The sequence below is a fragment of the Nocardiopsis sp. NPDC058631 genome, assembly GCF_042716955.1.
GTDB lineage: Bacteria > Actinomycetota > Actinomycetes > Streptosporangiales > Streptosporangiaceae > Nocardiopsis.
Genome location: NZ_JBHXQY010000003.1, coordinates 35,412 through 54,064 on the forward strand (window position 1 = coordinate 35,412; position 18,653 = coordinate 54,064).

At 72.9% G+C, this 18,653-nt stretch carries 21 protein-coding genes; 15 read left to right on the forward strand and 6 right to left on the reverse strand.

Annotated elements, in window-relative coordinates; all coding sequences use genetic code 11:
- Positions 1-233 precede the first annotated feature (233 nt).
- The 5 genes from ACFWTE_RS02080 (at position 234) to ACFWTE_RS02100 (ending at position 5,364) form a co-directional block, all read left to right on the forward strand.
- Positions 234-1,751 carry a sugar ABC transporter ATP-binding protein gene (locus tag ACFWTE_RS02080; RefSeq protein WP_378777044.1) on the forward strand — a complete coding sequence of 506 codons (1,518 nt, stop codon included), beginning with the start codon at positions 234-236 and terminating at the stop codon, positions 1,749-1,751.
- On the forward strand, positions 1,751-2,797 hold the full coding sequence (locus ACFWTE_RS02085; protein ID WP_378777046.1) for an ABC transporter permease: 1,047 nt from the start codon (positions 1,751-1,753) through the stop codon (positions 2,795-2,797). Before ACFWTE_RS02080 ends, ACFWTE_RS02085 begins: the two co-directional genes overlap by 1 nt.
- Positions 2,781-3,911, forward strand: a complete 1,131-nt coding sequence (locus ACFWTE_RS02090) for an ABC transporter permease (RefSeq protein WP_378777047.1) — start codon at positions 2,781-2,783, stop codon at positions 3,909-3,911. Before ACFWTE_RS02085 ends, ACFWTE_RS02090 begins: the two co-directional genes overlap by 17 nt.
- Entirely contained in the window at positions 3,908-4,972 is a 1,065-nt protein-coding gene (rhaS, locus tag ACFWTE_RS02095; RefSeq protein WP_378777049.1) for a rhamnose ABC transporter substrate-binding protein, read from the forward strand. The genes ACFWTE_RS02090 and rhaS overlap by 4 nt, the downstream gene beginning before the upstream one ends.
- A 74-nt stretch (positions 4,973-5,046) precedes the next feature.
- Positions 5,047-5,364, forward strand: coding sequence for an L-rhamnose mutarotase (locus ACFWTE_RS02100; RefSeq protein ID WP_378777052.1), 318 nt, complete (start codon positions 5,047-5,049; stop codon positions 5,362-5,364).
- Between the two features lie 48 nt (positions 5,365-5,412).
- Here the strand turns inward: ACFWTE_RS02100 and ACFWTE_RS02105 are convergent, their stop codons facing one another.
- A complete protein-coding gene (locus ACFWTE_RS02105) occupies positions 5,413-6,048 on the reverse strand; it encodes a hypothetical protein (protein ID WP_378777244.1) in 636 nt (211 codons plus the stop codon).
- A gap of 56 nt (positions 6,049-6,104) precedes the next feature.
- Between ACFWTE_RS02105 and ACFWTE_RS02110 the strand changes: the two genes are divergently transcribed.
- Both ACFWTE_RS02110 and ACFWTE_RS02115 read left to right on the forward strand, forming a co-directional pair.
- Positions 6,105-6,392, forward strand: coding sequence for a hypothetical protein (locus ACFWTE_RS02110; RefSeq protein WP_378777246.1), 288 nt, complete (start codon positions 6,105-6,107; stop codon positions 6,390-6,392).
- Between the two features lie 256 nt (positions 6,393-6,648).
- Entirely contained in the window at positions 6,649-7,407 is a 759-nt protein-coding gene (locus tag ACFWTE_RS02115; RefSeq protein ID WP_378777248.1) for a thioesterase II family protein, read from the forward strand.
- Between the two features lie 184 nt (positions 7,408-7,591).
- Here ACFWTE_RS02115 and ACFWTE_RS02120 read toward each other — a convergent pair whose 3' ends face one another.
- Positions 7,592-8,596: a glycoside hydrolase family 6 protein gene (locus ACFWTE_RS02120; protein ID WP_378777054.1), complete on the reverse strand. Its 1,005-nt coding sequence runs from the start codon at positions 8,594-8,596 to the stop codon at positions 7,592-7,594.
- A gap of 229 nt (positions 8,597-8,825) precedes the next feature.
- Between ACFWTE_RS02120 and ACFWTE_RS02125 the strand changes: the two genes are divergently transcribed.
- Positions 8,826-9,347, forward strand: a complete 522-nt coding sequence (locus tag ACFWTE_RS02125; RefSeq protein WP_378777056.1) for a GNAT family N-acetyltransferase — start codon at positions 8,826-8,828, stop codon at positions 9,345-9,347.
- A 111-nt stretch (positions 9,348-9,458) separates the two neighbouring features.
- Here the strand turns inward: ACFWTE_RS02125 and ACFWTE_RS02130 are convergent, their stop codons facing one another.
- Positions 9,459-10,502, reverse strand: coding sequence for an aldo/keto reductase (locus ACFWTE_RS02130; protein ID WP_378777058.1), 1,044 nt, complete (start codon positions 10,500-10,502; stop codon positions 9,459-9,461).
- An 89-nt stretch (positions 10,503-10,591) separates the two neighbouring features.
- On the opposite strand from ACFWTE_RS02130, the gene ACFWTE_RS02135 reads away from it, so the two are divergent.
- Positions 10,592-11,209 carry a TetR-like C-terminal domain-containing protein gene (locus ACFWTE_RS02135; protein WP_378777060.1) on the forward strand — a complete coding sequence of 206 codons (618 nt, stop codon included), beginning with the start codon at positions 10,592-10,594 and terminating at the stop codon, positions 11,207-11,209.
- 142 nt (positions 11,210-11,351) lie between these two features.
- Here ACFWTE_RS02135 and ACFWTE_RS02140 read toward each other — a convergent pair whose 3' ends face one another.
- Positions 11,352-12,233 carry an aldo/keto reductase gene (locus ACFWTE_RS02140; RefSeq protein ID WP_378777062.1) on the reverse strand — a complete coding sequence of 294 codons (882 nt, stop codon included), beginning with the start codon at positions 12,231-12,233 and terminating at the stop codon, positions 11,352-11,354.
- 248 nt (positions 12,234-12,481) lie between these two features.
- Positions 12,482-12,652, reverse strand: a complete 171-nt coding sequence (locus ACFWTE_RS02145; RefSeq protein WP_378777064.1) for a hypothetical protein — start codon at positions 12,650-12,652, stop codon at positions 12,482-12,484.
- Positions 12,653-12,677: 25 nt separating this feature from the next.
- Here ACFWTE_RS02145 and ACFWTE_RS02150 point away from each other — a divergent pair, with 25 nt between their 5' ends.
- Positions 12,678-13,214: a CGNR zinc finger domain-containing protein gene (locus ACFWTE_RS02150; RefSeq protein ID WP_378777066.1), complete on the forward strand. Its 537-nt coding sequence runs from the start codon at positions 12,678-12,680 to the stop codon at positions 13,212-13,214.
- A 107-nt stretch (positions 13,215-13,321) separates the two neighbouring features.
- Here the strand turns inward: ACFWTE_RS02150 and ACFWTE_RS02155 are convergent, their stop codons facing one another.
- Positions 13,322-14,125 carry an IclR family transcriptional regulator C-terminal domain-containing protein gene (locus tag ACFWTE_RS02155; protein ID WP_378777068.1) on the reverse strand — a complete coding sequence of 268 codons (804 nt, stop codon included), beginning with the start codon at positions 14,123-14,125 and terminating at the stop codon, positions 13,322-13,324.
- Between the two features lie 177 nt (positions 14,126-14,302).
- Between ACFWTE_RS02155 and ACFWTE_RS02160 the strand changes: the two genes are divergently transcribed.
- The 5 genes from ACFWTE_RS02160 to pcaG all read left to right on the forward strand — a co-directional run bounded on the left by ACFWTE_RS02160 (position 14,303) and on the right by pcaG (position 18,644).
- Positions 14,303-15,157: a CoA transferase subunit A gene (locus tag ACFWTE_RS02160; protein ID WP_378777070.1), complete on the forward strand. Its 855-nt coding sequence runs from the start codon at positions 14,303-14,305 to the stop codon at positions 15,155-15,157.
- Positions 15,154-15,909 (forward strand): CoA-transferase subunit beta, encoded by a 756-nt coding sequence (locus tag ACFWTE_RS02165; protein ID WP_378777072.1) that lies wholly within the window; start codon positions 15,154-15,156, stop codon positions 15,907-15,909. The genes ACFWTE_RS02160 and ACFWTE_RS02165 overlap by 4 nt, the downstream gene beginning before the upstream one ends.
- A 101-nt stretch (positions 15,910-16,010) precedes the next feature.
- Positions 16,011-17,189: a thiolase family protein gene (locus ACFWTE_RS02170; RefSeq protein WP_378777073.1), complete on the forward strand. Its 1,179-nt coding sequence runs from the start codon at positions 16,011-16,013 to the stop codon at positions 17,187-17,189.
- A gap of 130 nt (positions 17,190-17,319) precedes the next feature.
- Positions 17,320-18,084: a protocatechuate 3,4-dioxygenase subunit beta gene (gene pcaH, locus ACFWTE_RS02175; RefSeq protein ID WP_378777075.1), complete on the forward strand. Its 765-nt coding sequence runs from the start codon at positions 17,320-17,322 to the stop codon at positions 18,082-18,084.
- The gene (pcaG, locus tag ACFWTE_RS02180) at positions 18,081-18,644 is read left to right on the forward strand and encodes a protocatechuate 3,4-dioxygenase subunit alpha (protein ID WP_378777077.1); all 564 of its coding nucleotides are present in this window, start codon (positions 18,081-18,083) and stop codon (positions 18,642-18,644) included. Before pcaH ends, pcaG begins: the two co-directional genes overlap by 4 nt.
- Positions 18,645-18,653 lie beyond the last annotated feature (9 nt).

Below are 18,653 nucleotides of genomic sequence, written 5' to 3' on the forward strand. Positions count from 1 at the left end.
CACACCCGGATTGAAACGTGTCAACAACCTACCTGTGGCAGGGGCTCCGGGAGGCGCGGGGTGCGGAGCGGGCCGGGACCCGTCCCGAGGCCGTTACCAGGGCGATACCTGGGAATTCCATGGTGATCCTCTTGACGGGGGTGTGTGTGACACTTAACATCCAGTTCATATTAAAACGTTTTTGTACGTTCGGTGGAACACCACCGAACCGGCACCGGAGAAGGAGGGCGCACGTGGACCCGACAGAGGTCCCTCCACCCCTCGCGCTGGTGGACGTCACCAAGTCCTTCGGGAGCGTCAGGGCCCTGCGGGGACTGTCCCTGGCACTGCGCCCCGGAGAGATCCACGCGCTGGTCGGAGAGAACGGGGCCGGCAAGTCCACCCTGGTCAAGACCATCGCGGGCGTCCACCGGCCCGACGGCGGACAGGTCCTGGTCGACGGCACGCCGACCCACTTCACCGCCCCCGCCGACGCACAGCGCGCCGGCGTCGCGGTCATCTACCAGGAACCCACCCTGTTCCCCGACCTGTCGGTCGCCGAGAACATCTTCGTCGGCCGCCAGCCCCTCACCCGCCTGCGCACCATCGACCGGGGGCGCATGCGGCGCGACACCGAGGAGGCCTTCGAGCGCCTCGGCGTCCACATGGACCCCGACCGGCCCGCACGCGGCCTGTCCATCGCCGACCAGCAGCTCGTCGAGATCGCCAAGGCCCTCACCCGGCGCGCCCGGGTCCTGGTCATGGACGAGCCCACGGCGGCCCTGTCCGGGGTGGAGGCCGAACGCCTCTTCACCGTCGCCCGCACGCTGCGCGACTCCGGTTCGGCCCTGCTGTTCATCTCCCACCGCTTCGACGAGGTCTTCGCCCTCTGCGACCGCATCACCGTCGTCCGCGACGGCGGCTTCGTCTCCTGTGACCCCGTTGGCGACCTGGACGTGGACACCGTCGTACGGCGCATGGTCGGCCGCGACGTCACCAGCCTCTACCCCAAGGAGGACGCCGAGCACGGGGACACCGTCCTGGAGGTCGACGGGCTCACCCGCCACGGCGTGTTCGCCGACGTGTCCTTCCGGGTGCGCGCCGGTGAGATCGTCGCCCTCGCCGGACTCGTCGGCGCCGGGCGCAGCGAGGTCGTCCGCGCGGTCTTCGGCGTCGACCGCTACGACGAGGGCACCGTCCGCGTCCACGGCACGGTCCTGCCCGCCGGTCGGCCGCGGGCCGCCATGGCCGCGGGCATGGCCCTGGTCCCCGAGGACCGCCGCCAGCAGGGGCTGGTCATGGAGTCCTCCATCGATCGCAACGCGACCGCCACCCGCCGCGGGCCGCTCAGCCGCCTCGGCATCCTGCGCCCGCGCGCCGAACGCGACTCCGCCCGCGAGTGGGGCGAACGGCTCGAACTCCGGTTCGGCAGCATCGGCGACCCCGTCTCCACCCTCTCCGGCGGAAACCAGCAGAAGGTCGTCCTCGCCAAGTGGCTCTCCACCGAGCCCGAGGTGCTGTTCGTGGACGAGCCCACACGCGGCATCGACGTCGGCACCAAGGCCGAGGTCCACCGCCTGCTCTCCACCCTCGCGGGACGGGGACTCGCCATCGTCATGGTCTCCAGCGAACTCCCCGAGGTCCTGGGCATGGCCGACCGCGTCCTGGTCATGCACGAGGGCAGGGTCACCGCCGAGATCGACCGCGCCGACGCCGACGAGGAGTCCGTCATGTACGCGGCCACCGGACAGCGACCGAACGAGGCCGCCTGATGAACGCACCCTCCACCACCCAGACCTCCACCGCCGGGGCCCCGCCCCAGCCCACCGGCCGCCCCGCGCGGCGCCGGCGCCAGGTCCGAGAACTCGGCGTGCTCCTCGCGGTCGTCCTGCTCATCGCCGCCACGTGGCTGTACAACCCCGGGTTCCTGTCCACCCAGGGCGTCCGCGACCTGTTCCTGGGCGCCACGGTCCTCGCCGTCCTCGCCGTCGGCCAGGCCCTCGTCCTCATCACCAGGAACGTCGACCTCTCGGTCGGTTCCGTGATGGGGCTGTCGGCCTTCGGAACCGGGGCGCTCTTCGTGGCCCTCCCCGGGCTGCCCGTCCCCGTCGCCATGCTCGCCGGGATCCTCATCGGCCTCGTGTGCGGGCTGCTCAACGGCCTGCTCGTCACCACCGCACGGGTCCCCGCCCTGGTCGTCACCCTGGGCACCCTCTACGCCTACCGCGGACTCGGCCACTGGTGGGCCGACGGCGGCCAGGTCAACGCCACCGACATGCCCGCAGCCTTCCTGCTCCTGGGCCGCGTCAGCATCCTCGGCGTACCGCTGCCCGCCGCGATCGCCATCGCCGTGGTCGCCGCCGTCGGCTTCTACCTCGCCAACTACCGGTCGGGCCGCGAGCTGTACGCCATCGGCTCCAACGCCGACGCCGCACGCCTGTCCGGCATCCCCGCCGGACGCCGGGTCATCCTGGCCTTCGCCGCCAACGGAGCCCTGGCCGGACTCGCCGGAGTGCTGTTCGCCGCCCGCTACGGCACCGTCGACTCCACCGTCGGCAACGGTATGGAACTCCAGGTCGTCGCCGCGGCGGTCGTCGGCGGCGTCGCCATCGCCGGCGGGGTCGGCACCGTCTACGGAGCCGCCCTCGGCGCGGTCCTGCTCACCACCATCACCGCCGCCCTGCCCATCTGGCAGATCAACCCGTTCTGGCACCAGGCCGTGGTGGGCACGCTCATCCTGGCCGCCATCGGCCTGGACCGGCTGCTCGCGCTGCGCACGGCACGCAAGCTTCGAGGAGGAGGTGCCCGTGGCGCCTGAACGCACCGTCACCGCCCCGGCCCCGGCCACCGCCCCCGGCGGAACCCCCGGCCGGCGTACGACCGGATCCCGGATCACGGCGCTGCTCTCGGCACGGGAGGCCCCCGTCGTCGGATCGCTCGTGGTCGCCCTGCTCGGCGCCGGGATGTTCGTCGACATGTTCGCCACCGGCCGCAACATCGACTTCCTCGTGCTGAGTATCGCCGCCATCGCCCTGATGGCCCTGCCGATGACGCTCATCGTCATCACCGGCGAGATCGACCTCTCCGTGGCCAGCACCCTCGCCCTCACCGGCGCCACCCTGGGCGTGCTCTGGGAGTCCGGGATCCCCATCGAGACGGCCCTGTGGATCTGCCTGGCCGTCGGCGCCGCCCTGGGCGCCCTCAACGGGGTCCTGGTCACCGTCTGCGGGCTGCCGTCCCTGGCCGTCACGATCGGCACCATGGCCCTGTACCGGGGGCTGGCCTACGTGCTGCTCGGGGACCGCGCCGTGGCGAGCTACCCCCGCGACTGGGTGAGCGGCGCCCGCGCGCCCTTCCTCGGCGTCGAGGGGCTGCCGTGGGTCGCCGTGGCGATCCTCGCCCTGGCCGCGGCCTTCGCCGTCCTGCTGCACGCCACCGGTATCGGCCGGTCCCTGTTCGACATCGGCAACAACGACGAGGCGGCCCGCTTCACCGGGGTCCCCGTCAGGTGGACCAAGTTCTGGCTGTTCACCCTCAGCGGCGTCGTCGCCTCCGGAGCCGGGGTCTTCTGGACCCTCCAGTACGGCACCTCCCGCGCCGACACCGCCTTCGGGCTGGAGCTCCAGGTGGTCGCCGCCGTCCTCCTCGGCGGGGTGTCCATCTTCGGCGGCATCGGCTCGATCCTGGGCGTCATGAGCGGCGTCCTGCTCCTCGGTACGATCCGCAACGCCCTCCAGCTGTTCGGCATCAGCAGCGAGGTCCTCCAGATCGTCACCGGGCTCATCCTCATCGCCTCCGTCGTCACCCCCAACATCGTGGCCCGGATACGCGCCGCACGCGCACCCCGGCCCGGGCCGGCAACGGAACCGCCGCGGCCCGCCGCGACCGGAACCGCCCCCGCGTCCGACCCCACCAAGGGAGAACCCACATGACCGACCGCCGCCCCCGCCACCTGCTGCTGGCCGCCTCCGCGTTCACGGTGCTGATGACCGCCGCCTGCGGCGGCACGACCATCGACGACGCCCAGGAGGAGGACACCTCCGGTCCGACCGGTACCGCCGACCCGGACGCAGAGATCCCCGAGGGCCTCAAGATCGACTTCCTGCCCAAGCAGCTCAACAACCCCTACTCCGACATCGTCAACGAGGGCGGCGCCGTCGCGGTGGAGGAACTGGCCGGTGAGTTCACCGAGCGGGGCGGCACCGAGCCCACCGCCGACTCCCAGGTCGAGTACATCAACGCCGCCAGCCAGGCGGGCAGCGACGTCGTCGTCATCGCCGCCAACGACCCCGACGCGGTGTGCCCCTCACTCGACCAGGCCAGGGACAACGGCGCCGCCATCGTCGGCTACGACTCCAACGCCAACTGCACGGACATCTTCGTCAACCAGTCCTCCGACGAGCTCATCGGCCGCACCCTGGTCGAGATGATCTCCGAGCAGATCGGGGGCGAGGGCACCTTCGCCGTCCTGTCCGCCACCCCCAACGCCACCAACCAGAACTCGTGGATCGCCGCCATGGAGGAGGTCCTGGCCGAGGAGGAGTACGCCGACCTCGAACTGGTCGACACCGTCTACGGCAACGACGACGACCTCCAGTCCTTCCAGGAGATGCAGGGGCTCATGCAGTCCCACCCCGACCTGGACGGCGTGGTCTCCCCGACGACCGTCGGCATCGCCGCGGCCGCCCGCTACGTCAGCGACTCCGAGTACAAGGGCGAGGTCGCCATCACCGGCCTGGGCACCCCCAACCAGATGCGCGAGTTCGTGGAGGACGGCACCGTCGACTCCTTCGCGCTCTGGAACCCCGAGGAGCTCGGCTACCTCGCCGGGTACGCGGGCGCCGCGCTGAGCGCGGGACGGATCACCGGCGCCGAGGGCGAGACCTTCGAGGCCGGGGACCTGGGCGAGTACACCGTCGAGGCCGACGGCGAGATCGTCCTGGGCCCGCCCACCGTCTTCGACGCCGACAACATCGACGACTTCGACTTCTGACCCGACCGACCCGCCGTCCGGAGCGGGTGGAGCACGTTCCACCCGCTCCCTCCCACCTCCAGGAGGACCACGCCGTGCAGCGTGTCTGCTTCATCCTCAAGGTCCGCCCCGACCGCCTCGCCGAGTACCGGGAGCGGCACGCCCGGGTCTGGCCCGAGATGCGTGGGGCGCTCACCGCGACGGGCTGGCACAACTACTCCCTCTTCAGCACCGACGAGGGCATGGTCGTGGGCTACCTGGAGACCGAGGACTTCGAGGCCGCCCGGGAGGCCATGGCGCGTACCGACGTCAACGCCCGCTGGCAGGCCGAGATGGCGCCCTTCTTCGAGAACCTGCCCGGGCGTCCCGACGAGGGCATGGTCCCGCTCACCGAACTCTTCCACCTGCCCTGACCCCTCCCCGCCGGACCGCGGCGCCCCGCGGTCCGGTCGGGAGGAGGGTCAGTCGGCGGGGAGCTCCACACGGATCTCCCCTCCCAGGGCCGCCCCGCCCTCCAACTCCAGGTCGTCGCCGCTCCAGAACCGCCCCGGGTCGTAGTACCCGGGGCGGCGGCTTCGCGGCAGCAGACCCATCTCCTCGTAGGTCAGGGCCATGACCTCGGCGCAGTAGGCGGTCTCCAGGGCCCGCTCGCGCGAACGGCTCCCGAACGGGAGCCTGCGCAGGGGCAGGCGCCCGCGCGCCCACCGCGCTGCCAGCTGCGCGGTGGAGGGGAAGGGGGTGCCGTCGAGCCGGGCCACGGTGCGCAGGGCCGCGTCCTCCATCGCCCGGGTCGCCACGGGGTCGAGCTGGCGGACCCAGCCCTGCTGGCCGTACTTGCGGCCCCACACCAGTACGGCGTCGCGGAGGTCGTGCAACTGCACGCCGCGCTGGTGGCTGCCCGTCCACATGTCCGGCAGGGAGCGGCCCAGCTCCGCGTGCCACATCAGAGGTGGAAGGTCCTCGACCACGATGGACATGCCGACGTGGTTGACGGGGCTGTTGGTGGTGATCTGGATGGCGCGGTCGGGCACGCTCGTGCCCCGGAAGACCCACACGTCACCGGTCCGGGTGAGCTCCAGCGCCTCGTTCAGGGACATACTCGTGTCTGCCACACGGATAGCCTAGGCACATGCGATGGTGGAAAATCCTGGGAGTGGCCGCTTTCGTGGGCGTCGCGGCGTCCGGCGTGGTGATCGCGCGCGCCGAGCGGCAGCGCCGCGCCTACACGCCCGAGCAGGTCAGGGGCCGTCTGCGCGAACGCGTCGCCGAGGCCGAGGCGGCGCGGGACCCCGCACTTCCCGCCGAGGCGGCCTCCGGACCCGGGTCCGACCCCGCAATGCCCGCCTGGCGCCAGATGCTGCTCGCCGCCGTGCGCCGACAGCCCCGGGTCGACCGCGGTCCCGGCCACGAACCCCGTGACGGCGAGTCCGACCGGAGCTGAGGCCGGACCGCCGCGGTCGCCCACCCCTGCGAGCGCTGCCCCGCCGCACCGCGCCGTGTCCGACGCCACGGCCGCCGATCCCGGGCCGCCTGCCCGGGCCTCTCCCGTGTTCTGCGAGCCCAGGCCGCCCCACGAGTGGCCACCGTCCGGGGTTCCGCGTGCCCACCCTTTGTTACCGGTCGGTATTACCGACTGGTAAGTTCTTCCTGTCGCGATGGCCGCCGAGCCGAACCCGGAGAGGAAGCAGGGGAGAGCAGTGCACGAGGGCGTCCTGACCAGGCTCAGGCCGGTTCCCGGCAGCCGATTCCGGCTCTTCGTCCTCCACCACGCGGGCGGATCGCCGCTGGGTTACCGCCCCTGGGTGCGCCACTTCCCCGCCGACTGGGACGTGTGCCTCGTGGAGGCTCCCGGACGCGGCCGCAGCGCGGACGCCGAGCCCTACCGGGACGCCGCCGACCTGGCCGAATATCTCAACGAGCGCATCGGTCACGCGCTGGACCGCCCCTTCGGCCTCTTCGGACACAGCATGGGTGCGCTCGTCGCCTACGAGATGGCCGCGCGGATGGCCGCGGGCGGCGCCCGCGAGCCCTCCTGGCTGGGGGTGTCGGCGTGGAGCCCCGCGCCCGGCCCCGAGCGGGAGCAGCCCCGCCACCGCCTGGCCTCCGACCGTCTGCGCGACGGTATCGCCCGCATGGGCGGAACCCCGGCCGCGGTCCTGGCCGACCCCGCCCGGTGGCGGCTCGCGGAGCCGCTCGTCCGCGCCGACCTCGAACTGGTCGACACCTGGCGGCCGAGCCCCGGGGCCGAGAGGCTGCGCGTACCGCTGTCGGCCTTCGGCGGAGAGGACGACCCCGGTATGCCGCCCGGGCGCCTGGACGCCTGGCACGACCACGTCGACGGCCCGGTCGAGCGGCACACCATGCCCGGGGGCCACTTCTACTTCGTCGGACGCATCGACGACGTGGCCGGTCGCATCACCAAGGACGTCCACGCGGCGCTGGCCCCGGGCGTGTAGGCCCCGGGCAGGGCCACCTGCGCCGCCACCCCGGGACGCGTACGCGTCAGGGCGCCCACCGTTCTGCGGGCGCACGCGACCGGACCCCGCCGCGCGGGCGGGGTCCGGTACGGGAGCGGCCAGGACCGCGGGGCGGGCCCCGCCGGGCGACACGGTGGTCGCGCCGCCCCCCGGAGGCTGTCCGTCAGTTCCCTGCGTTCAGGGCCATCTCGTAGGCGAGGTCGGGCACGAAGGAACCGGCGGGACCGGCGCAGCCGTCGGCCTCACCGGGCAGCTTGACCCACACGAAGGCGTCGATGAGCGGGCGGCCGGTGTCGGTCGTGCTGGGTGTGCCCAGGGCGCGTCCGGTCGGGTCGCACCACTCGTCGTCGGGAGCGGGACCGTTGCCGTTGCGGCTGGTGTCGACGACCGCGCCCAGCCCGTCCAGGCCGGTGGCGCCGATGATCGCCTCGGCGTAGGCGACCTCGTCCGCGGTGGTGCGGTAGTTGGAGGTGTTGACGGCGATGCCGTCCGCGCTGTCGGCGATGTCCACGCCGTGCAGCAGCTCGGCGACCTCCTCGGGGGAGTGCCATGCGGAGTGCCCGGAGTCGATGTACACGCGGGCCTCGGAGGAACCCTCCTTGAGCGTCCGCCCGGCGTAGGCCAGCGAGTCCATGACCTCGGCCGGGGGCTGGCCCTGGCAGGAGCCCATGAGGGACAGGGCGTCGGGCTCGACGACGACCGTCGCGGGGCGGTCGTCGAGCCCGGCGGCGAACGCGTCGATCCAGGCCCGGTACGAGGCGTGGTCGGGGGCGCCGCCGCCGCTGTGGTTGCCGCAGTCGCGCCCGGGGACGTTGTAGACCACGATGATCGGCACGGCGCCGGCGGACTGGGCGGCGCCGGTCAGGGCGTCCACCTCGGACTCGATGGTCTCGGGGTTGTACCGGGTGAACCAGGTCGCCTGGGCGACGCCGGCGATGCGCTCTCCGATGAGGGAGGCGCGCGGGTCGCCCGGGTTGTCGGCGACCCAGTTCGCCGCTCCGGTGTCGGGGTTGACGTAGAAGGGCGTGTCCTGGGCGGCGGTCCGGGCCGCCTCCGTACCGGACGCCGTGCCGGACACGGTCTCGACCTGTGCGGGGCCGCAGCCGGACAGCAGGGCGCCGAGCGCCAGGGCGCTGACGGCCCCCAGGGTCGCTGATCTGCGATTCATCGGGACTACTCCTTGTGCGAGCGGGGGTGCAGGGGTAGTTGGGAGCGCTCCCAGTTGTGACGCTCCACGATAGGCACTCGTGCACTCCGTGTAAAGGGGTCGTGACAATCGGGTCCGGGTACCGTGGGCGTCCTTCGGCGGTTCCGTGCGAAAGTGCGCCGACCGCGCGGATGCAGACTCTTCCCCCACACCCCTGTCATGGTGGTTTGTCCCGGGTTACGGTTGTGATATGAGCCTTGAGTTGCCAACCGACCGACTCCTCATCCGGGAGTGGGAGCTGGGCGACGCCGAGGACGCCCTGAAGATCTACGGGGCCGACGAGGTCGCGCACTGGCTGACGCCGGAGTGGCATCCGGTGACCGATACCAACGCCATGCGCTCGGTGCTGCACGCCTGGATCGAGGCGGGGCCCAACCTGATTCCGCCCGCGGGCCGCTGGGCGATCGTCCGCGAGCAGGACGGGCAGCTGGTGGGAGGGTTGTCGTTGAAGCTCCTCCCGCCCTTCGAGGAGGACTTCGAACTGAGCTGGGCGCTGCGCCCCGACGTGTGGGGCCAGGGCTACGCCACCGAGGCGAGCCGGGCCATCATGGCCTGGGCGTTCAAACAGGGGATCGAGGAGGTGTTCGCGGTCGCGCGCCCCAAGAACGAACGAGCCGTCGCCGTGGCCCGCCGACTGGGCATGGAATGGGTCGGCGAGACCGAGAAGTACTACGGCATGCGCCTCCAGGTCTTCCGGTTGCGCCCCACCTGACCGGGACGACCGCGGGCGGCCCACCGGCACCTCCGGTGGGCCGCCCGTGTGCGGGCCCCCGCCCGGACCCCGCCCGGGGGAGCCCTCCTCCGTCGGGGCGGCCGTCGGAGTTCACGCGCGGGCGAACAGCGGCGGGTTGAGCCGGGCGAACCCCTCCTGGCGCTGGTACGGGAAGTGAGGGTAGGGCGCCTCCCGGTGGCTCACCGCATCCAGCCGCGCCACCTGCCCGGCCGTCAGCTCCCACCCGACCGCGCCCAGGTTCTCGACCAGCTGGGCCTCGTCGCGCGCTCCGATGATCACCGTCGCCACGGTGGGGCGCCGGAGCAGCCAGTTGATGGCGACCTGCGCCACCGTGCGTCCCGTCTCCTGCGCGAGCTCCAGAAGCACGTCGACCACGTCGAAGAGGAGTGCCTCGTCCACGGGCGGCCCCAGCGCGGCGGTGCGGTGCAGTCGGCTGCGCTCGGGCAGGGGGCGGTCCCGGCGCAGCCTCCCGGTGAGCCGGCCCCAGCCCAGGGGGCTCCACACCATCGCGCCCACGCCCTGGTCCAGGCCGAGCGGCATCAGGTCCCACTCGTAGTCGCGTCCCACGAGGGAGTAGTAGACCTGGTGGGCGACGTACCGGGGCAGGTGCAGCCGCTCAGCGGCGGCCAGTGAGCGCATCAGCTGCCAGCCGGCGAAGTTGGACACCCCGACGTAGCGGACCTTGCCGTCGCGGACCAGGGAGTCGAGGGCGAAGAGCGTCTCCTCGACCGGGGTGGTGGCGTCGAAGGCGTGCAGCTGGAGCAGGTCGACGTGGTCGGTGTCCAGACGGCGCAGCGCGTCCTCGGTGGTGCGCAGCAGCCGGCTCCGGGAGGTGCCGGCGTCGTCGGGTCCCTCGCCCATGGGCAGGCCGACCTTCGTGGAGATCAGGGCCCGGTCCCGGCGCCCCTTGAGGGCCTGGCCGAGGACCTGCTCCGCGGCGCCGTCGGAGTACACGTCGGCGCTGTCGAAGAGGGTCACCCCCGCGTCGAGGCTGATGTCGACCATGCGCCGGGCCTGTTCGACACCGTTGGTGCCCCACTCGCCGAAGAGGGGCCCGCTGCCGGCGAAGGTGCCCGTGCCGAGGCTGAGCTCGGGCACGAGGAGCCCGCTGGCTCCGAGAGGGCGGTACAACATGGAGGTCTCCCTGTTAATGGGTCTATTGTTCCGTTAATGTGGGATGTACGCTAGCACGGAAGCATTACTAATGGAACTGGAGTTCCCTTATGGGGTCGAGTGGGGAGCCGGGCAGCCTCCGGCCCGGCGGGCGGACGGCGCGGGTGCGCGCCGCCGTCCTGGCCGCGGCAGGAGACGCCCTGGCCGAGGGCGGGATCGACGGGCTCGACCTCGCCGACGTGGCGCGCCGGGCCGAGGTCGGCAAGACCACCGTCTACCGGCGCTGGGGCACCGTCCCCGTGCTGGTCGCCGAACTGCTGGAGGACATGGCGGAGCAGTCCCTGCCGCGTGTGGAGACGGGTTCGCTGCTGGAGGACCTGACCGCCAACGCCAGGCTGGTGCGCGACACCCTGGCCGACGCACGCCAAGGGGCCCTGTTCAAGGCCGTGATCGCCGCGGCCACCTGCGACGAGCGCACCGCCCGCGCCCTCCACCGCTTCTACGAGGTCCGCGTGCGCGAGTGGGCGCCGTGCGTCGAACAGGCCGTCGAACGCGGCGAGGTCCCGGAGGGCACCGACGCCCACGAGGTGGTCCGGGCGGTCTCCGCGCCCCTGTACTACCGGCTGCTCGCCAGCGGCCACCCGCTGGACGAGGCCGCGGCCGAGCGCTGCGCCCGCGCCGCCGTCGCCGCGGCCCGCGCCGGGGTCTACGTCCGCCCGGGCGCATGAGCGGGACCGGGCTGCGGGCGGGCCGCACCGGCGGCTCCTGCGCCGTGCCGGGGGACCCCGCCCTGGGCGGGCCGTCCCGCAGGGCCCGGGCGCGGGCACCGTGCCGCCCCGGGACGGCACGGCACGGTGTGCGGGCTCGGGCTCAGACGCCCAGGTACTGGTTGATCCGCTCAGTCTCCTCCTGCGACAGCCGCACCGCCGCGGCCGCCGTGTTCTCCTCCAGGTGCGCCACCCGCGACGTGCCCGGGATCGGCAGCATCACCGGCGAACGGTGCAGCAGCCAGGCCAGGGACAGCTGGACCGGGGTGACCCCGTGTTCGGAGGCGGCCGCGGCCAGCGGCGAGTCCGCGCCCGCCATCTCCCCCCGCGCCACCGGAGCCCACGGCAGGAACGCGATCCCGTCCTTCTCGCACTGCTCCAGAACGTCCTCGGACTGGCGGAAGGACGGCGCGTACTGGTTCTGCACCGACGCCACCGGGGTGATCGCGCGGGCCGCCGACAACTCGTCGACCGTCACCTCGCTCAGCCCGATATGCCGGATCTTGCCCTCCTCGCGCAGCTCGACCAGCGCCCCGAGCTGATCGGCGAGCGGTACCCCGGGGTCGATCCGGTGGAGCTGGAGCAGGTCGATCCGCTCCAGGCCCAGGTTGCGCAGGCTCATCTCCACCTGCTGCTTGAGGTATTCGGGCCGACCGAGCTTGTGCCACTGCCCGGGGCCGGTGCGCGCGAACCCCGCCTTGGTGCCGATGACCAGGTCGTCGGGGTAGGGGCGCAGGGCGTCCGCGATCAGCTGCTCACTGATCTGGGGGCCGTAGGAGTCGGCCGTGTCGATGAAGGTGACGCCGAGCTCGATCGCGCGCCGCAGGACCGCCAGCGCCTCGTCGCGGTCGCGGGGCGGCCCCCACACCCCTTCGCCGACGATCCGCATCGCCCCGAACCCCAGTCGGTGGACCGGGAGGTCGCCGCCGATGGCGAAGGTCCCCGACCGCTCGGCGATGTCTGGTGTGGCGTGTACGTCGGTCACGGTGTCCCTCCGGGCGGCGCTGGGGCCGCGGTTGCGTACTGGCGTCGACCACCTGCCGGGGTACGGGTCCCACGTGCGGGGAAACGCGCACCGGCGGTGTCGCGGGAAGGATCTCAGGAGGCGGAGACCGCCGCAAGGTGCCACGGTGGCGGGGGCCGCCGCCCGCCTCGGGCCCGTGGGCCCTCGGCGGCCCCGGTGCCGTGTTCCGCGCCGAGGGCCGCTCCGGGCCGCCGCCGGTGAGCGCTCCGTCAGTCGGCGGGCCGCTCGCCGGCGGAGGCCAGGTGCGCCTCGACGAGGCGGGCGGCCGGGGTCAGTGTCACCCGGTGCTCGCCGCACCCGCAGCGCTGGTAGCTGACGACGCCCTCGCTGGTGGGGTGCTCGGAGTCCGTGGACCAGAGGTGTTCGTGCCGTGTAACCATGGCCCCAGTCTGATGTAATGGCATTATGCATCTCAACCCTTACGGCCAGGAGCCGCTGACACTCGCGGTGGACCTGGTCAACCGTCCGCCGGCGGGCGTGGAGGACCTGGAGCGGCGCTGCGCCGAAGCGGGCTTCCTCCTGGAGCAGGCGGTCGGCGAGGACGACGTCGAGGCCGTCCGGGAGTTCCTGGACCTGTGGGTGCCGGTGATCGACAGCCCCGACCGGCCGACCCGCGCCGCGCGGCTGAACGCGCTGCTCATCGAGTTCTCCGCCGCCCCGCGCCTGACCGACCACGCGGGCACCGGATGGCACCTGCACTACAGGCCCGACACGCTGCCCGCCCACCGCCAGGTGGCCGCACTGATCTCGGTCGGCACCGCCCTGCACCTGACCGGCCGGGGCATGGACCGTCTCGGGCGGTGCGCGGCCCGGGGCTGCACCCGCGTCTACGCCGACTTCTCCCGCAACGGGCGCCAGCGGTACTGTTCACCGTCCTGCGGGAACCGGGACGCCGTCCGCCGCCACCGCGCCCGCGCCGGCGAGCGCGAAGGGGCGCTGTAGGGCCCCGGTGCCCGGTGCGGCCGTGACCGGGGGCATCCCGGCGCCGACACCGGGTGCGGCCCCGCGCTCCGCACCGGCCCCCCGTGCGGCTGCGGCGCGGAGCGCCCTCAACGGCTGGTGTCGCGGCGCGAGACCGAGGCCAGGTCGGTCTCGATGCGGGAGGTCGTCTCCAGCAGGGCGGGCAGCAGGTCGCGGCGCACGTCGTCGATCGAGGAGCGGTTGGCGTGCGCGGACACGTTCGCGGCCGCGATCACCCGCCCCTGCGCGTCGCGGACGGGGGCGGCCAGTGAACGCAGCCCCTCCTCCAGTTCCTGGTCCACGATCGAGTACCCCTGCTCGCGTACCCGCCGCAGTTCGGCGCGCAGCTCGCCCGGGTCGGTGATGGTGAACCGGGTCAGGGGCCTGAGCTCGACCCGGTCCAGGTAGGCGTCCAGTTCGCGGTCCTCGCGCCCGGCCAGGAGCACCCGGCCCATGGAGGTGGCCGAGGAGGGGAAGCGCGTGCCCACGGTGATGGCGACCGCCATGATTCGGGAGGTCGCCACACGCGCCACGTACAGCACGTCGTCGCCCTCCAGCACCGACACCGAGGCGGACTCGTGCACCCGGGACGACAGGTCCTCCAGGTGTGGCTGGGCCACGTCCGGAAGCCCGGCCGAGGCGACGTAGGCGTAGCCGAGGTCGAGGACGCGGGGGGTGAGGGAGAACAGCCTTCCGTCGGTGCGCACGTACCCCAGGTCGGCCAGGGTGAGCAGGAAGCGGCGGGCGGCGGCACGGGTCAGGTCGGTCTCACGCGCGACCTCGCTCAGGGTCATCGACGGCCGCTTCGCGGAGAAGGCGCGGATGACGGTCAGGCCGCGTTCCAGGGACTGCACGAAGTGGGCGCCGCGGGCCGGTTCTTCTTCGTTGGACATGTCGTCTTCCTGGTTCGGGTGGGGACCTCGGGATCGGAGTCCCCGGTGATGTTCTCATACCGAACAGAGGTGGTCACCCGCGTGGACGTCTTGACCCTGTCCGGGATCGGCGCTACGGTTTGCTCCAAGATGTTCGCTGTGAGAACATCTATTCGCTATACGAACGGGAGGCTCTCCATGATCGTGCCCCTGGACGAGGCGGTACGCGAACTCGTCCACGACGGCGACACCGTCGCCCTGGAAGGGTTCACCCATCTCATCCCCGTGGCGGCGGGGCACGAGATCATCCGCCAGGGCCGGCGCGACCTGACCCTCGTCCGGATGACCCCCGACATCGTCTACGACCAGCTCATCGGCGCCGGTTGCGCGAGCAAGCTCGTCTTCTCCTGGGGCGGCAACCCCGGGGTGGGATCGCTGCACCGCTTCCGCGACGCCGTCACCCGCGCCTGGCCCGTCCCCCTGGAGATCGAGGAGCACAGCCACGCCGGCATGGCCAACCGCTACGTCGCGGGAGCCTCCGGCCTGCCCTTCGCCATCCTGCGCGGCTACGCCGGCACCGACCTGGTCGAGAACAACCCCAACATCAGGACCGTCACCTGCCCCTTCAGCGGGCAGGAACTCGCCGCCGTCCCCGCGCTCAACCCCGACGTCACCGTCGTGCACGCCCAGCGCGCCGACCGCGACGGCAACGTGCAGCTGTGGGGCATCACCGGTATCCAGAAGGAGGCCGCACTGGCCGCCGAGCGGGTCCTGGCCACCGTGGAGGAGGTCGTCGACGACCTCGACCCCGTCCCGGGCCAGGTCATCCTCCCCGCGCGGGTCGTCGACCGCGTCAGCGTCACCCCCGGCGGTGCCGCGCCCTCCTACGCCCACGGCTACTACGAACGCGACAACGAGGCCTACCGGGCCTGGGACGCGATCGGCCGCGACCGGGAGGCCTTCGGCGCCTGGCTGGCGGAACTCACCGCGGCCCCGGCGCACCCCGCCCCGGCCGACCCGACCACCCCCGAGCCCGCCGGGAGGGGCCTGTGACCACCGTGACCTGGACGTCCGACGAGATCATGACCGTCACCGCCTCGCGTTCGCTGCGCGACGGGATGTCGTGCTTCGTCGGGATCGGGCTGCCCAGCACCGCCGCCAACGTGGCCCGCCGCACCCACGCCCCGGGCCTGTGGATGATCTACGAGTCCGGGACCCTGGGCACGGTCCCCGGCCACCTGCCGCTGTCCATCGGCGACGGGATCCTCGCCGACACCGCCGACACGGTGGTCTCGGTTCCGGAGGTCTTCAACTACTGGCTCCAGGCCGGGCGGATCGACGTCGGTTTCCTCGGCGCCGCCCAGCTCGACCGGTACGCCAACATCAACACCACCGTCATCGGCGACTACGCCGCCCCGAAGGTCCGCCTGCCCGGTGCGGGCGGCGCGCCCGAGATCGCCGCCTCCTGCCGCGAGGTGGTCGTCATCATGCGGCACAGCCGGCGCGCCTTCGTGGAGAAGGTCGACTTCGTCACCTCGGTCGGCCACGGCTCCGGGCCGGGCGACCGCGAACGGCTGGGCCTGCGCGGCGCCGGGCCGGTGCGGGTGATCACCGACCTCGGCGTCCTGGAGCCCGACCCCCTCACACGGGAGCTCGTCCTGACCGGGGTGCACCCCGGGGTGGAGGTGGACGCGGTCCGGGAGGCGACGGGGTGGGACCTGCGCGTGGCCGGGGACCTCGCGGTGACCCCCGCGCCCACCGATGCGGAGCTGTCCGTGGTGCGTTCCCTGACCGGGGCCGCCTGAGGGGAGGAGCAGACGCCGCCCTACAGTTACCTAACAGTGTTAGGTTCCAGTTCGTCCGCAGCCGGGCCCTCCCCGGCCGCACCACCCCCAGGAGGCCCACGGTGACCGACGTCCACGTCCTCGACGCCGTCCGCACACCCTTCGGCAAGTACGGCGGCGCTCTCTCCGGCGTACGCCCCGACGACCTCGCGGCCCACGTCGTCGACGCGCTCGTGCGACGCGCGCCCGGCCTCGACCCCGCCGCCGTCGACGAGGTCGTCCTCGGCAACGCCAACGGCGCGGGAGAGGAGAACCGCAACGTCGCCCGCATGGCCGCCCTCCTGGCCGGGCTGCCCACCTCCGTGCCCGGCGTCACGGTCAACCGCCTGTGCGGATCGGGGATGGAGGCCGCCGTCCAGGCCTCCCGCGCCATCCAGACCGGGGACGCCTCCCTGGTCGTGGCCGGGGGAGTGGAGTCCATGAGCCGCGCCCCCTGGGTGCTGCCCAAACCCGCCAAGGGCCACCCCGCCACCGACGCCACCCTGCACTCCACCACCCTGGGCTGGCGCATGGTCAACCCGCGCATGCCCGGCAGGTGGACCGTCTCCCTCGGCGAGGCCACCGAAGGACTGGCCGCACGGCACGGCGTCACACGGGCCGACCAGGACGCCTTCGCCCTGGACAGCCATGCCAGGGCCGCCAGGGCCTGGGCCGACGGGGTCTTCGACGACGAGATCGTCCAGGTCGAGGGCGCGCACCTGGACCGCGACGAGAGCATCCGCGAGAGCTCACCCGACAAGCTCGCCGGCCTCAAGCCCGCCTTCCGGCCCGAGGGCACCATCACCGCCGGAAACGCCTCACCCCTCAACGACGGAGCCGCCGCACTGCTCCTCGGCGACCGCGCCGCCGCCGACGCCGCGGGCCTGGAACCCCTCGCCCGTATCGCCGGACGCGGAGCCGCCGGGGTCGACCCCGACGTGTTCGGCATCGGCCCCGTCCGCGCCGCCGAGATCGCCCTCGAACGCGCGGGGATCGGCTGGTCGGACCTGACCGCCGTCGAACTCAACGAGGCCTTCGCCGCCCAGTCCCTGGCCTGCGTCCGCAGCTGGAAGGGGCTGGACCCCGACATCGTCAACCGCCACGGCGGGGCCATCGCCATCGGCCACCCGCTCGGTGCCTCCGGTGCGCGTATCCTCGGCTCCCTCGCCCACGAACTGCGCCGACGCGGCGGGGGCTGGGGCCTGGCCGCACTGTGCATCGGAGTCGGCCAGGGCCTCGCCGTCGTCCTGCACGCCGAGTAGGACCCCACCGCGCCACCTCCCCGGTACGTGCCCCGCACCGGGGAGGTGGCGGACACCGGCCGCAGGGACCACCCACCGCACACCGCGGACCGCAGGGAGCCGGTGCCGCACGAACGAAGGAACGACCGCCATGTCCACCACACCCGACGCGGCCCGCACGCCGTCCGGGCTGTCCGTCCCCGGCTACGTCCGGGACCACGACACCCACCCTCCGCTGGACTACCCGGGTTACCGGAGCACCGCGCTGCGCCACCCCCTGCGCCCGCTCACCCTGCTCCCGCACACCCTCACCGAGATCACCGCACCCGTCCTGGGCGAGGACCGCGTCGGCGCGCTCGACCACGACCTCACCCGCCAGCACGACGAGGAGCCCCAGGGCCAGCGCATCATCGTGCACGGGCAGGTGCGCGACAGCGACGGCGCGGCCGTGCCCCACACCCTCGTGGAGATCTGGCAGGCCAACGCCGGGGGCCGCTACCGCCACACCAGCGACAACTGGCCCGCCCCGCTCGACCCCCACTTCACCGGGGTCGGCCGCGCCATGACCGACGCCGACGGCCACTACCGGTTCGTCACCGTGCGGCCCGGCGCCTACCCCTGGAAGAACCACCGCAACGCCTGGCGGCCCGCCCACATCCACTTCTCCCTCTTCGGACGGGCCTTCACCCAGCGTCTCGTCACCCAGATGTACTTCCCCGACGACCCGCTGTTCTTCCAGGACCCCATGTGGAACTCGGTTCCCGACCCCCGGGCCCGCGAGCGCATGCTCGCCCGGTTCGACTACGACGCCACCGAACCCGAGTGGGCCCTGGCCTACCGCTGGGACATCGTGCTGCGCGGACGCGAACAGACCCCGTTCGAGTCCGACGAGGAGATCCTGGAGGACGACGAGTGAGCACCCACCCCACCACGCCGGCGCAGACGGTCGGCCCCTACCTCCACATCGGCCTGCCCTGGCCCGACGGCCCCCTCGCCGTCGCCGAGGGCACCCCGGGCGCGGTGTGGATCCGGGGCACCGTCTACGACGGGACCGGCCTACCCGTCACCGACGCCCTCGTGGAGACCTGGCAGGCCGACCCCGACGGACGCTTCGACCACCCCGACGACCCGCGCGGGGCACGCGCCTACCCGGGGTTGCGCGCCTTCGGCCGCTGCCCCACCGGACCCGACGGCCGCTACGGCATCCTCACCCTCAAACCCGGGACCGTCCCCGGCCCCCACGGCGACCAGGCACCCCACATCGACGTGTCCCTGTTCGCGCGCGGCATGCTGCACCGGGTCGTCACCCGCCTGTACTTTCCGGAGGAGGAGGCCGCCAACGCCGCCGACCCGGTGCTGAACAGCATCGACGAACCCGGCGCCCGCGCCACCCTCGTCGCGGAGGCGGCGTCGGACGGATACCGTTTCGACATCCGCATCCAGGGCGACGGGGAGACCGTCTTCTTCGACATCTAGCAAGGAACC

Excerpts from the sequence above, each read along its gene's own strand:
- ACFWTE_RS02085 (WP_378777046.1), top strand. The coding sequence starts at position 1,751 with ATGAACGCACCCTCCACCACCCAGACCTCCACCGCCGGGGCCCCGCCC.
- rhaS (WP_378777049.1), top strand. The coding sequence starts at position 3,908 with ATGACCGACCGCCGCCCCCGCCACCTGCTGCTGGCCGCCTCCGCGTTC.
- ACFWTE_RS02105 (WP_378777244.1), bottom strand. The coding sequence starts at position 6,048 with ATGTCCCTGAACGAGGCGCTGGAGCTCACCCGGACCGGTGACGTGTGG.
- ACFWTE_RS02120 (WP_378777054.1), bottom strand. The coding sequence starts at position 8,596 with ATGAATCGCAGATCAGCGACCCTGGGGGCCGTCAGCGCCCTGGCGCTC.
- ACFWTE_RS02125 (WP_378777056.1), top strand. The coding sequence starts at position 8,826 with ATGAGCCTTGAGTTGCCAACCGACCGACTCCTCATCCGGGAGTGGGAG.
- ACFWTE_RS02130 (WP_378777058.1), bottom strand. The coding sequence starts at position 10,502 with ATGTTGTACCGCCCTCTCGGAGCCAGCGGGCTCCTCGTGCCCGAGCTC.
- ACFWTE_RS02135 (WP_378777060.1), top strand. The coding sequence starts at position 10,592 with ATGGGGTCGAGTGGGGAGCCGGGCAGCCTCCGGCCCGGCGGGCGGACG.
- ACFWTE_RS02145 (WP_378777064.1), bottom strand. The coding sequence starts at position 12,652 with ATGGTTACACGGCACGAACACCTCTGGTCCACGGACTCCGAGCACCCC.
- ACFWTE_RS02150 (WP_378777066.1), top strand. The coding sequence starts at position 12,678 with ATGCATCTCAACCCTTACGGCCAGGAGCCGCTGACACTCGCGGTGGAC.
- ACFWTE_RS02155 (WP_378777068.1), bottom strand. The coding sequence starts at position 14,125 with ATGTCCAACGAAGAAGAACCGGCCCGCGGCGCCCACTTCGTGCAGTCC.
- ACFWTE_RS02160 (WP_378777070.1), top strand. The coding sequence starts at position 14,303 with ATGATCGTGCCCCTGGACGAGGCGGTACGCGAACTCGTCCACGACGGC.
- pcaH (WP_378777075.1), top strand. The coding sequence starts at position 17,320 with ATGTCCACCACACCCGACGCGGCCCGCACGCCGTCCGGGCTGTCCGTC.